A 12,726-nucleotide genomic window follows, 5' to 3' on the forward strand; every position below is an offset into this window, starting at 1 on the left:
CGCTGCTTTTGTGCTGTGCCGGCTGCTTCAGTGTGAGGGGTTAATCCCAGCGATCGCGCCTGTCGTCGCGGCCGCGTCCACGGCCACCGCGGTAGCCGCCGCGTCCACCGCGATCGCCTCTGTCGCCACGGTCGTCGCGTCCGCGCCCGCCGCGGTAGCCTCCGCGGCCCCGGCCGCCGCGATCGCGCGGGGGTGCGCCGTGGTCGCGCTGGATGTTGATCAGCTGGCCGGAGATGCGGGTGTCCACTAGGCGGTCCAGCACGGCCTGGTCCAGGTTCTTCGGCAGCTCCACCAGGGTGAAGTCGCCGCCGATGGTGATGCGGCCGAAGTCCTTGGAGTTCAGGCCGCCCTCGTTGGCCAGGGCGCCGACGATGGCACCCGGGCGGACGTGCTGGCGCTTGCCCACGTCCAGGCGGTAGGTGTCGAAGTTGCCGCTGTCGTCGAAGCGGCGGCCGCGGCCCCTGTCGCCACGGTCGTCGCGGTCGAAGCGGTCGCGTCCGCGCCCGCGGCGATCGTCGCGGTCGAAGCGGTCACGGTCGCGGCGGTCGCGCTTGTCGCGCGGCGGCTCCTTCATCAGGAACTCGTCGCCGGCCAGGGCCTGGGTGGCCAGGGCGGCGGCGATGTCGTCCATAGGCACGTTGTTCGCCGCGGAGTACTCGCGCACCATGGTCTTGAAGATCTGCAGGTCGGTGGCCTCGAGCGACTCGGTGATGGAGTCCATGAACTTGGCCTTGCGCGACTCGTTGACCTCGTCCACGGTGGGCAGGTCCATCTCTTCGATGGTCGCGTTGGTCACGCGCTCGATGGAGCGCAGCATGCGGCGCTCGCGCGGGGTGACAAACAGGATCGCCTCGCCGGTTCGCCCCGCGCGGCCGGTGCGGCCGATGCGGTGGACGTAGGACTCCGTGTCGTTGGGGATGTCGTAGTTGAGCACGTGCGAGATGCGCTCGACGTCCAGGCCGCGGGCGGCGACGTCGGTGGCCACGAGGATGTCCAGGCGGCCGTCGCGGAGCTGGTCCACGGTGCGCTCGCGCTGCTGCTGGGCGATGTCGCCGTTGATGGCGGCGGCGGAGAACCCGCGGGCGCGCAGCTTCTCGGCCAGCTCCTCGGTCTCGTTCTTGGTGCGCACGAACACGATCATCGCTTCGAACTCGGTCACCTCGAGGATGCGGGTGATCGCGTCGAGCTTGTTGCGGTGCGCGGTGAACAGGTAGCGCTGGGTGATGTTGGTGTTGGTGCGCGTCTCCGACTTGACGGTGACCTCTTCCGGGTCGTTCAAGTAGTCGCGGGAGATGCGGCGGATCGCGTTCGGCATCGTCGCCGAGAACAGCGCCACCTGCTTGGTGTCCGGGGTGTCTTCCAGGATGCGCTCGACGTCTTCCTGGAAGCCCATGTTGAGCATCTCGTCGGCCTCGTCCAGCACCAGGAAGCTCAGGTTGGAGATGTCCAGGGACCCCTTCTCCAGGTGGTCGATCACTCGCCCCGGGGTGCCCACGATGACCTGGGCGCCGCGCCGCAGCCCGGACAGCTGGATGCCGTAGGCCTGGCCGCCGTAGATCGGCAGGATGCTCACGCCGCCGATGTGGTCGGCGAACGACTGGAAGGAGTCGGACACCTGCAGCGCCAGCTCACGCGTCGGCGCGAGCACCAGCGCCTGCGGGTAGCGCTTCTCCGGGTCGATCTGGGACAGCACCGGCAGCGCGAACGCCGCGGTCTTGCCGGTGCCGGTCTGCGCGAGGCCGACCACGTCGCGGCCGTCCATAAGCAGCGGGATGGTCTGCGCCTGAATCGGCGAGGGCTGTTCGAAGCCGACGCGCTTGACCGCCTCGATGACCTCGTCGGGCAGGCCGAGCTTCTCAAAGCCGTTTTCGGGCTTCTCGGGCTCGGCGGCGGGTTCGGCCGAAGGCTCGTCGTTAAGCTTCAGCACATCATCTTCATTTTCAATGGCCACGGTGTCCGCGGCGCCGGTCTCCTCAGAAACCCCCGCATCCCTGGTGTCCTCTACTACGGCCTCAACGATATCGGCCGCGACATCCTGCGGGTCTTTCTGGTTTTCCGACACATTCATATCCGGCTCATTCTCGCCGCCGGTGGCGTTTTCGGAAATGCTCATCGCTGGCCCAGCGTACGCCATTGTGCGCCGTTGCAGTGATTTACCGTTTCCGCACTGCGATCTGTTTTACATCAATCTATGATGCGTAATGCAAGTCACATTGCCTATCGACGCCACCCCTGCCCCACACCTCGAAGGAGCCCCGACGATGGACCCCAACACCGCAGCACGCAAGGCCCACGACATCGACATCGACGCCCTGCAGGCAGTCCCCGCAGAGCCGTTCCTGCACAACAAGCTGTTCGTCATCGCGCTGCCTGGCACGGGCAGCAACGGCTGCGTGATCCCCGCCGCCGCGGACGCGCCGTTCCCGTTCGGCATCGACGCCGCCTACGGCGACGGCGGCCATTTCACCCTGGAGTACGACCCCATCGTCGGGTTCGTGGACAACCCGAAACGGTCGCTGCAGTTCGGCGACACCTACACGGAGCTCCTGCCAGGCCAAAAGGTGACCATCGGCGGCTTCACCGTCGGCCGCCCGGACCACGATGTCGCGGTGATCGAGCGCGGGGCGCACGCCGCGGCGATCGTCGCCGGAGCCGTGTTCAGCTTCAGCCCGATCGTCAGCTTCCAGCGCTACGGCCAGCAGCGCCCCAACACCATCATCCGCGGCCGCACCCCGGACCAGTACGACTACAACGCAGCGCCCGAAGGGTTCCTGTGCGGGTTCATGCCGCTTGCCGACGGCGGCGTGTCCGTCCCAGTGGCGCTGGCCAACAACACCGACTGCGACGCGGCGCTTACGGCGATCTCGCAGTACTTCCAGCAAGACCGCGCAACGCTTGGCGACGAGCACTCCCCCGTGGCCTGGAACTCCCCCGACGGCTGGCGCTGCGACATCTCGTTTTTCCCCATGCCCCACCAGGAATTCGGAGCGAACTCGTACCCGAACTGCTACCGCCAGGACTCGGGCGGTGCCGTAGTGGTTGACCTGCCGCCCCGTACCCGCTCCTGACCTGTACAAGGAGTGCCCGGCATGACCCGCACACATCACCGCCACGTACTTGCCGTCCTCGCCGCGTCCGCCCTTGCGCTGTCATCTTGCAGCTCGGCAGGTCAGGCTGAGGAGCAGACCACCTCGCAGTCTCAAGAGACCAGCCAAACAGACCCGCAACCACCCGCCAGCCAAAATCCCGCGGCAGCGGAAAAGGCGCATGATATCGACCTCGATGCGCTCAAAGAGGTTTCTCCAGAGCCGTTTTTGAGCGAGAAGATGTACACGTTCGCCTTTCCCGACACCGGCAGCGGCGGATGCGCTATCCCCGAGACCGAGAATGCGATGTTCCCCTTCGGATGCGACGCAACATTTTCCGACGGCGCCCGCTTTAGCCTGGAGTACGACCCGGTTGTCGGATTCACGAGCAACGAGGCCCGAACAGTTGAGCTCGACAAAGGCAGCACAGAACTACAGCCGGGAGAAAAAGTTTCCGTTAACGGCTTCACCGTTGCCCGTCCGGACAAGGACGTGGTCGCAGTGGTGCGCGGTGCCCACTCCGTTGCGATTACTGGCGGAGAAGCCTTCTCCTTCAGTCCAATCGCCAGCTTCCAGAAGCGCGGCGAACCACGCGCCGACACCATCATTCGCGGCCGCACTCCCGACCGAATCGACTACGCCGCAGCGCCTGAAGGCGCACTCTGCGGGTTCGGCGACAAGCCGGACGGCAGCGTGTCAGTGCCAGTGGCACTCGCCGAGAACACCGACTGCGACGCGGCCATGCAGAAGTTGAACGAATACTTCCAGCAGGACCGCGCCCTGCTTGGCGACGACTCCTCGCCCGTCGCCTGGACCTCCCCCGACGGCTGGCACTGCGACATCGACTACTTCCCCATGCCCCTGGAGGGCTTCTCCGAAGACGCCTACCCGTATTGCCGGCATGAAAACGCCGGCGGCGTGGTCACAATTCCGGTCAAACCGAACACGCAGCCCGCCCCGCCCCAATAGCCCCATCTGACACGAAGGAGTACTCGACATGACCCGCACACATCACCGCCACGTCCTTGCCGTCCTCGCCGCTTCTGCCCTCGCGCTCACCGCGTGCTCCTCATCGGAGGAGGCCCAGGAGCAGACCGCTGCTACCGGCGCCGAATCGAGTGCCGAGAACGACAAGCCAAAGCGCGGCAAGAATCCTTTCAAACAAGAATTCACCGCCGCAGACTTGGACACGCTGGAGGAGGTTCCGGCCGAAAACTTCACTCCCGCTGATTCGGTGTACAAGGTGGCCTTCCCCGGATCCGATCTTGGAAATTGCATCGTCCCTACAGCAGAGACGATGTCCTCGCCGATGGAGCTCGCGGAAGACAAGGACCCGAGTTTCTTGTGCGACACCGGCAAGATGAACGAGGAAGATGTATCTGAGGCGCTGCGCGGCCAGGCAGACTATTTGCACGGCGGTTTCAGTTACCACCCTGCCGCAGGCTTTCTCACCAAAAGTGCAATCATTCCTCGACCAGACTTGGAAACCGCAGAGCCCGCCGGACTCAACACGGGGGAGAAAGTCACCCTCAACAGTTTCACCATCGCTCGTCCGGAAGACAACACCTTGCTGGTAGTGCGCGGCGAGCACTCCGCTACTGCCGGCGGCGGGAAAACATCGATTACGAGCCCGTATCAGAAGATTCTCGAAGAAGGCGGCAACTCACTGGACAAGGAACAACCGGCAGAAGAGACCGCGGCCCAAGAGGGCGCGATATGCGGAAGCTACCCCTACTCACAGGACGGCCGGGACGGTGCCATCGTCGGGATTGCGGTGGCCGCGAACACCGACTGCATCGGGGTGATGGAAGCTGCAAAGCCCTACCTCGAGCAGCTGAATTCTGAGACAGGCACCGTGGACTGGACTTCCCCCGACGGCTGGGCATGCACCGTCGGATTCAAATTCCCTGAATCAACGCCGGAAGACATCGGCGACCCAATCTGTCAGCGCGAGGGGGCCGGGTCAGCCACCTTGGCCCTGTTGTTCCCGGAAGACGAGGTCGAGCAATAGCCGTCCGCCCACGGTGGTAACCATCCACCGCGGAACACTAGTTGCCCAATACGCTGCGGCCGCCCGGCAACCCGTGATACATTCGCTCCCATGTCTTTAGGCAACGCACCCCAGGGACCGACGGTGTTCGGCCCCTCTGCCCTGCCTGCGAACGCCAAACAGGCGAACCATCTGGCCCACCGCCATCAGCATCTGCTGCGCGGTGTCGGCCAACTGCTGTCACTGCGCTAAGCGCCGAGGCAGTGTCTGCGACACCATCGCACAAGCACCATCCGGCGACTTAGCGCCAGACCCAGTTACCGCCCGCGCACCCGCACCACAGGTTCGCGGGCGTTTGTCATTGCGCCGAAGAATTGCGAACCGTGCGAAGCGGGAAGACGCTTTCCCCCCACCCCGTCCGCGTCCTAATTCGCGCAAACATCAACGAAAAGGCACAGTTATGTCTGTTATGACTGCACCATCTGAATCCGCCAACAAGCCCAAACCGAAGCGCAAGGGCCTTTCCGCCCGCCACATCCACTTCATCGCGCTCGGTTCCGCCATCGGCACCGGCCTGTTCTACGGCTCCGCCGGTGCGATCCAGGCCGCCGGCCCGTCCGTGCTGCTGGTGTACCTGCTCGGCGGCGCGGTGGTGTACTTCATGCTCCGCGCGCTCGGCGAGATGAGCGTGCGCAACCCGGTCCGCGGCTCGTTCGCTGTGTACTGCCGCAAGTACCTCGGCGGCTGGGGCGGCTACATCACCGGCTGGATGTTCGCCTTCGAGATGATGATCGTGTGTCTGGCAGACCTGACGGCCATCGGCATTTACATGAAGTTGTGGTTCCCAGACACAGCCGCGTGGGTGTGGATTGCCGTGACGCTGCTGATTATCGGCGCGGCCAACCTGGCCACCGTGCGTTGGTTTGGTGAGTTGGAGTTCGCATTCACCATCGTCAAGGTCACGGCCGTGGTGGCCATGATTGTCGGCGGCGCGGCGATTCTTGTGTTCAATCTCGGGCAGGATCCGGAGGTGTCGTCGATTAGCAATCTGTGGAACGACGGCGGCTTCTTCCCTAACGGTGTCTCCGGCATGGTCGCTTCCTTCATCCTGGTGCTGTTCGCGTTCGGCGGCACCGAGATCATCGGTGTGGCAGGTGCGGAGGCCGATGACCCGGAGCGCTCCATCCCGAAGGCCGTGAACACCGTCCCGGCGCGCATCCTGATCTTCTACGTGCTGGCGATCTCAATCATTCTGGTGCTCAACCCGTGGCGCACGATCACCGGCGAAGAGTCGCCGTTCGTGCAGATCTTCAACACCCTCGGCGTGAACTGGGCTGCCGGCCTGCTGAACTTCGTGGTCATCACCGCCGCGCTTTCCGCCATCAATGCCGATCTGTTCGGCACCGGCCGCGTGCTCACCGGCCTGGCCAAGGAGAACCTGGCGCCGCGCCGCATGGCGAAGACCTACCGCGACGTGCCTGTGATGACGATTGTCTCCCTACTCGCCGTGCTGGTCATCGGTGTGTTCCTCAACGCCCGCTACCCCGATGTCTTCGAGACCATCGCCGCACTGGCCACCTTTGCCACCGTGTTTGTGTGGCTGATGATCCTGTTCGCACAGGTGGCCATGCGCAAGCAGATGACCGTCGAGGAGCAACGCGCCCTGAAGTTCGCCGTGCCGTTCTGGCCATACGGGCAGTACTTCGCCATCGCGTTCATCCTGTTCACCTTCGGCATCATGGCCTGGCTGCCGGACTTCCGACTCGCACTGGGCATCGGTGTGGCGTTCACGGTGATCATGACCGTGCTGTACTTCGCCACCGGCCGCCCACAGGTGATTGAGCAAACGCAGGAGGAATACTCGAAGGCTTAGATCCCCCGCGACCTCTTCTCTTCCCAGCCGCCGCAGCTCCACGTGCTGCGGCGGCTGCTTTTCCGCCCAACCCCACCGCACGCGATCGCCCGGTTTCTGACACACTTGGTCGCATGACCGTGACTCAAGGCAACAAGATCGTCCTTATCGGCGCCGGCGCTGTCGGCACCGCCTTCGCATACGCAATTGTCAACCAGGGCCTGACGGACCACCTGGCCATCATCGACCTCAACGAGGACCTCGTCTGGGCCCAGGTTGAGGACTTAAACCACGCCATCCCGTTCTCCGGCCACCACATGGACGTCACGGTGGGCACCTACGAGGACTGCCGCGACGCCGCCCTGGTGGTCAACTGCGCGGGCGTCGCCCAGCGCGACGGCGAGACCCGCATCGACCTGATCGCCCGCAACGCCAAGATTTTCCAGTCCATCAACTCCGAGGTCATGGCCAACGGCTTCAACGGCATCTACGTCGTGGCCACCAACCCTGTGGACGTGCTCACCTACATCACCTGGAAGCAGACCGGGCTGCCGTCGAACCAGGTCATCGGCTCCGGCACCGTGCTGGACACCGCCCGCTGGCGCCACAACCTGGGTGTGCACTTCGACATCGCCCCGTCCGCCGTGCACGCCCACATCATCGGCGAGCACGGCGACACCGAGCTGCCCGTGTTCTCCTCCGGCTCCGTCGGTGGTGTGCCACTGCGCGCCATGCTGGAGACCGAGGCCGAGACCAACCCGGACATCTACACCCAGATGGACGAGATGTTCATCCGCACCCGCGACGCCGCCTACGACATCATCAAACGCAAGGGCAACACCGCCTTCGGCATCGGCAACGCACTCGCCCGCATCACGCGTGCGGTCCTGCGCAACGAGGACGTGGTCCTGCCCGTCTCCGCCCTCTTGCAGGGCGAGTACGGGCTCGACGACCTCTACATCGGCACCCCCACCGTCCTCAACCGCAGTGGCGTGCGCAACGTCGTGGAACTGCGCCTCGACTCCGACGAGCTGGAGAAGTTCCGCCACTCCGCCACCACCCTGCGCGACGTCATCGACCGCGCCGAGTTCTAGGCATTTGCTTATCGACGGCAGCTCCGCCCGGGAACGCAAATCTGTTCGATAGTGTACGGTTCAATATCTAAACCGTGTTTATCGTTTTCACAACACGAGAAAATCCGGAATGGGTTTTCTCTACCGATATTTTGACCCATAGACTGAGCTGCAATGAAGACTCCTCTTTCCTCCGTAGAGATTTGCGCTGGCGCTGGCGGACAAGCGCTCGGGCTTGAACGAGCCGGTTTCGCAATGCGCGCGGCCGTGGAACTAGACCACCATGCCGCGGCCACCCTTCGAGCCAACCGCCCCGAATGGAATGTCATCGAAGGTGATGTTCTTGACTTCGACATCAGCCCGTACTCAGATGATCTCGACCTTCTCGCCGGCGGCGTTCCATGTCCCCCGTTTTCAGTTGCGGGTAAACAACTTGGCCCTGAAGATGAGCGAGATCTCTTCCCCCGGGCGCTCCAGTTAGTCCGTACTGCTAACCCAAAAGCAGTCATGTTGGAGAACGTCCGTGGACTTTCCCAACCAAGATTTGCCGCATACAGAAGCGAACTCATTGCCGAACTCGAGGACATGGGATATGTCGTTTTTTGGGAGCTCATCACCGCAGCAGACTACGGATTAGCCCAGCTAAGGCCCCGATTCATCCTCGTAGCCCTTAGAGAAAGATTCCGCGACTTTTTTGCATGGCCTGCTCCGGTGGAACATAGCCTCACTGTTGGTGAAGCCCTTCGAGATCTGATGGCTGAAGGTGGGTGGCCCGGTGCCGCGAAGTGGGCCGAGAGAGCCCGCGGAATTGGCCCGACTTTGGTTGGTGGCAGCAAGAAACATGGCGGTCCAGACCTAGGTCCAACGCGAGCCCGAGAAGCATGGGCACGTCTCGGAGTTAAAGGATCGTCCATTGCAGAAGAAGCGCCTGGACCAGACTTTCCAGTTGATCCAGCCATTGAGATGCCACGACTGACGGTAAGGATGGGTGGTGTCCTTCAGGGTTTCCCAGCCGACTGGGATTGGCAGGGTGGCAAAACCGCTGCCTGGAAACAGGTTGGCAATGCGTTCCCGCCGCCGGTGGCAGAAGCGGTCGGAAAATCCATCGCCGCGGCGTTACGCACGGAAGACATTCCCAACGGTTCGATTCCTGCTACACCGGCACATCCGGACCAGGCATTACTGAAGGCTTGATGATGAATTCGAACACGCAACAGAATCGGTCGATACTTGCATCTGCCCGCGCCTCGCTACTCGAAGAATTGGTAGAAACCGGCACGTTATCCATTTCAACGTCGGGAGTTGCATCCAACGCCGATAGCAGCAGCAAGGCGAGCCGTGATATCGCGCTCCACATGGCACGCGCGCTCAACGCCCGCGTTGGAAACAAAATCGCCGGTCAATCTGCGGGCGCAATCTTCGAAAATGCTGTTGCAGGTTTTATCCGTGAATCCTTTCCGAAAATGCGATCCACCCGCCCGGGTAACTGGTGTGTACACACGGTTGGCAGTTCCAGACGAGGAAGCCACGTCGACCAATTCGAACCTTACCGGCACCTCGCAGACCTAGCCGACGCAGTTAATGAGACCCCTCAGCTCGCAGCGGCGTTAGGGAATTCCTACAGCATTAGCCCGGATATCTTAGTTTCTCGGGCCGCTTTATCCGACGATGAGCTCAACGCGGATGGCCTGTTGGTCGACTCGAGTACCGCACTGTCAAGCCCGATCCGGGCCGGAAACTGTAATCCTCCCGCCGAACTCTTACACGCAGTCATTAGCTGTAAGTTCACGATGCGCAGCGATAGGGCCCAAAACACTCGGGCTGAAGCGTTAAATCTCATCAGAAACAGAAAGGGTCGTGCGCCGCATATCGTCGCAGTTACTGCCGAGCCCCTACTGCCTCGAATCGCCTCACTCGCCCTCGGGACCGGCGACATTGACATGGTGTATCACGCAGCACTGCCAGAGCTTAAGGCGGCTGTAACCCAAGTGGGGTCTGAAGAAGCAAACGAGTTACTCGAAATGCTAACCAGTGGAAACAGGCTGAGGGACCTTACCGACCTCCCTCTTGACCTCCTCAATTAGTCCCTAAATCTGATTGGAGATCAGAAAGCGTGAACCCAGCAAGCAACCTCTACGAAATCTTTCTTCAATGGCGGACGCACTACGAGACTCTCAGCTACCCGAATCAAGAGGTCGCTGACTCTAGACGACTTCAAACCTTTAGCGAAGGAAATAGATCCGCTTGGGCATTACAGCGACAAGCAGTGCGTTGTCTAGACGGTATCGAAGCGATCATTAACCGAATGGACGAAGAGGGCGACGACGTTTCTAGTGAAAAGGCGTATTTTGTCGAATGGTGTGACGCAGTGTTCGCTTTTCCAGACGGTTGGAAGACAAAAGGCCACGGTGTCTCCGAACAAGCCCTCGTCTCCCTCGGAATGTTTCGGAATTCGGCAAAGCGTTTCGTGCCGGATGCGGGCCCTGATTTCTTGGAAGAGCTCCGCGCGTTGCTCGAAGATGAACCTTCGCTAACTCCACCGGCGGATCGCCCGTATCCTGCGGAATTATATGACTACTTCACCCGCGTGAAATTCCATTTAAAGGACTGTATCGATAACTACGAAGTAACTAATAGCTTCGACCTTTACCGTGCAGCCGAGAATTACAGAGCGGCAGTGTTCATGATGGCGAATGGCAATTTCGTAACAAACCCTGCCGATTGGGGGCGGTTCGCTGCCAAAACCTACGCCTTCGGATTCGCTCGTCGATTTGGGAATAAGTTTTTCGACGAAGCGACTAATCAATTGTCCCGCGAAACGGTCAGAGCACTTGGCGGGTGGGGACGGAAAATGATTGAGGCCCCACCAATTTCTTAATCCAGGGAGACTCTAGAGCTCAAAAGAGAAGCAGACAGCGTACTCCCCCACCTCCTCGGCGAAGGTAGCGTCGTGACAGGTGAAGATCACGGCCTGGCCGCGGCGCAAGCCGTCGGCGATGAGGGCGTGGGCGCGGTCGCGGGAGGGGGCGTCGAGGCCGACGTCGGGCTCGTCGAGAAGCACGAGCGGGCGGTTCTGGGCGAAGACCTGGGCGAGCTGAGCCAGCCGCAGGTGCGCGGCAGGCAGGTCGAGGGGGTGGGTTTCCGGATCGAGGCCGAGCGCGGCGACGGCGTCCGGGTCGCCGACGAACTCCCCCACCGTTGATTCGGCGAGTTGGTCGGCGGCGCGCTGCAGTGCGAGTGAGACGCCAAGAGCGAGCCCGGGGTTGCCGTCGAGGCCCGCCATCGCGCGCAGCAGTGTGGTTTTGCCGGCGCCGTTGTCGCCGCGCAGCCACACGGCCTGGCCGGGGCGCACGGTCAGGTGGATCGGGCCGGCGGTGAACTCCGGATCCTCGTGTGCGCGGAACTGCCACCACTTGCGGGGTTTTCCGCCGCGGGTGGCGGTGATCTCGCCGAGGTCGATCGGTTCCCCGGTGGGCGTCACGCGTGGGGGCAAGCTGGTTTCGTGGGTGGGAGGGGGTGAGGGAGACAGGATGCCGTCGATAAGCGAAAGCTTTGCTGCATCGAGGCGGGGGCGGTTGCCGAGCACCACGATGCGCGACGGCAGGGCTTCGAGTAGGCGGATGATGTGGGTGGCGGAGGTGGGGTCGAGGCCGGCGAAGGGGTCGTCGAGAAGCAGGATGTCCGGCTCGAGGACCGCGACGGCCGCGATGGCCAGGCGGCGCGTCTGGCCGCCGGAGAGTTGTGCGGGGTGGCGCTCGGCGAGTTCGGTCAGGCCCGCGGCGCTGAGGATGCGCTCGCAGCGGCGCTGCATCTCTGGGATTGGTGTGCCGCGCTGCTCGAGGCCGAGCGCGACCTCCTCGATGACTGTGTCGCGCAGGTAGGACACGTGCGCGGTGGCGTCCTGCTGGACCACGGCGACGCCCGCCCACTCGTTGTGGGCCTGGGCGGCGAGGGTGGTCAGGCCCGCGCCGGAGTTGCCGATAACCTCGACGGTGCGGTGCTGGTCGTGTGTGTGTTGGAGCAGCGTTAGATCCATAGGACCACCGCCACGCAGATCAGTGGGATGAGGATGCGGGCGGCGCGCTGGGCTGGGCTGTCGTGGACCGGGCGCAGGACGGTGCGGGGGCCGGTGAGGTCGTAGCCTGCGGTTTCCAGCGCCTGGCCGCGGGCGCCGGCCTGCGTGAGCAGCTCCGTGAGCACGGGCATGATGAGGTGCGGGACGACTGTTTTGGCTTTGATCGGGCGCTGTTTAAGGCGGTTGGCGTCGCGGGTGATGCGCGCGCGGTTGGCACCCTGGGGTCCGAGCTGCAGCGTGGTGCCGGCGATGTAGCCGATGCGGTTGCCGCCTTTTGTGCTCTGCAGGGCCTTGGCCAGATCCGGAGTGCGCGTCCAGGCCACGGCCGCGAGCAGACACGCAACGAGCGCGGTGAAGCGGGCGGTGAGGTGGGCGGCGTCGGCAAGCCCGTCGGAGGTGATGAGCGGGGCGATGCGGTGCTCGCCGTAGGGCGTGTGGATGAGCACCATCGACGCGGCAACAGGTGCTGCGAGGAGCGCGGTGGCGGCCGCGACGGACGGGTTGCGGGTGCGCCATGTGCCAGCTGTCAGGGCGGCGGCGATGATGGCCAGCGAGGCTGACGGGGTGTTGATCCCCAGCGCCAGAATCCAGCCGGACGCGCCGATGACCAGGGCGGTCAGTGGGTTCAGGCGGGTCTGGGGCTGGGGCAT

12 protein-coding genes are annotated in these 12,726 nt (G+C 63.2%); 9 read left to right on the forward strand and 3 right to left on the reverse strand.

Annotated features, from left to right (window positions below; genetic code table 11):
• Nucleotides 1-40 precede the first annotated feature (40 nt).
• Complete coding sequence (locus O5O53_RS03530; RefSeq protein ID WP_269509092.1) at nucleotides 41-2,113, reverse strand: DEAD/DEAH box helicase; 2,073 nt, start codon at nucleotides 2,111-2,113, stop codon at nucleotides 41-43.
• 88 nt (nucleotides 2,114-2,201) lie between these two features.
• Here O5O53_RS03530 and O5O53_RS03535 point away from each other — a divergent pair, with 88 nt between their 5' ends.
• The 9 genes from O5O53_RS03535 (at nucleotide 2,202) to O5O53_RS03575 (ending at nucleotide 10,879) form a co-directional block, all read left to right on the forward strand.
• Complete coding sequence (locus O5O53_RS03535) at nucleotides 2,202-3,068, forward strand: hypothetical protein (protein ID WP_269509094.1); 867 nt, start codon at nucleotides 2,202-2,204, stop codon at nucleotides 3,066-3,068.
• A 21-nt stretch (nucleotides 3,069-3,089) separates the two neighbouring features.
• Complete coding sequence (locus tag O5O53_RS03540; protein WP_269509096.1) at nucleotides 3,090-4,055, forward strand: hypothetical protein; 966 nt, start codon at nucleotides 3,090-3,092, stop codon at nucleotides 4,053-4,055.
• Between the two features lie 28 nt (nucleotides 4,056-4,083).
• Complete coding sequence (locus O5O53_RS03545; protein WP_269509098.1) at nucleotides 4,084-5,097, forward strand: hypothetical protein; 1,014 nt, start codon at nucleotides 4,084-4,086, stop codon at nucleotides 5,095-5,097.
• Between the two features lie 90 nt (nucleotides 5,098-5,187).
• Nucleotides 5,188-5,328 (forward strand): hypothetical protein, encoded by a 141-nt coding sequence (locus O5O53_RS03550; protein ID WP_269509101.1) that lies wholly within the window; start codon nucleotides 5,188-5,190, stop codon nucleotides 5,326-5,328.
• Between the two features lie 217 nt (nucleotides 5,329-5,545).
• Nucleotides 5,546-6,949, forward strand: coding sequence for an amino acid permease (locus tag O5O53_RS03555; RefSeq protein WP_269509103.1), 1,404 nt, complete (start codon nucleotides 5,546-5,548; stop codon nucleotides 6,947-6,949).
• A 113-nt stretch (nucleotides 6,950-7,062) separates the two neighbouring features.
• Nucleotides 7,063-8,022, forward strand: a complete 960-nt coding sequence (locus O5O53_RS03560) for an L-lactate dehydrogenase (RefSeq protein WP_269509105.1) — start codon at nucleotides 7,063-7,065, stop codon at nucleotides 8,020-8,022.
• A gap of 153 nt (nucleotides 8,023-8,175) precedes the next feature.
• Nucleotides 8,176-9,195: a DNA cytosine methyltransferase gene (locus O5O53_RS03565; RefSeq protein ID WP_181888197.1), complete on the forward strand. Its 1,020-nt coding sequence runs from the start codon at nucleotides 8,176-8,178 to the stop codon at nucleotides 9,193-9,195.
• Nucleotides 9,195-10,085, forward strand: coding sequence for an NgoMIV family type II restriction endonuclease (locus O5O53_RS03570; RefSeq protein ID WP_236883395.1), 891 nt, complete (start codon nucleotides 9,195-9,197; stop codon nucleotides 10,083-10,085). The genes O5O53_RS03565 and O5O53_RS03570 overlap by 1 nt, the downstream gene beginning before the upstream one ends.
• A gap of 221 nt (nucleotides 10,086-10,306) precedes the next feature.
• The gene (locus O5O53_RS03575; RefSeq protein WP_269509107.1) at nucleotides 10,307-10,879 is read left to right on the forward strand and encodes a hypothetical protein; all 573 of its coding nucleotides are present in this window, start codon (nucleotides 10,307-10,309) and stop codon (nucleotides 10,877-10,879) included.
• A gap of 12 nt (nucleotides 10,880-10,891) precedes the next feature.
• Here the strand turns inward: O5O53_RS03575 and O5O53_RS03580 are convergent, their stop codons facing one another.
• Nucleotides 10,892-12,037 carry an ATP-binding cassette domain-containing protein gene (locus O5O53_RS03580; protein ID WP_269509109.1) on the reverse strand — a complete coding sequence of 382 codons (1,146 nt, stop codon included), beginning with the start codon at nucleotides 12,035-12,037 and terminating at the stop codon, nucleotides 10,892-10,894.
• A complete protein-coding gene (locus tag O5O53_RS03585) occupies nucleotides 12,028-12,726 on the reverse strand; it encodes an energy-coupling factor transporter transmembrane component T family protein (RefSeq protein WP_269509111.1) in 699 nt (232 codons plus the stop codon). Before O5O53_RS03585 ends, O5O53_RS03580 begins: the two co-directional genes overlap by 10 nt.

The organism is Corynebacterium faecium (assembly GCF_027257105.1).
Classification (GTDB): Bacteria; Actinomycetota; Actinomycetes; order Mycobacteriales; family Mycobacteriaceae; genus Corynebacterium; species Corynebacterium lehmanniae.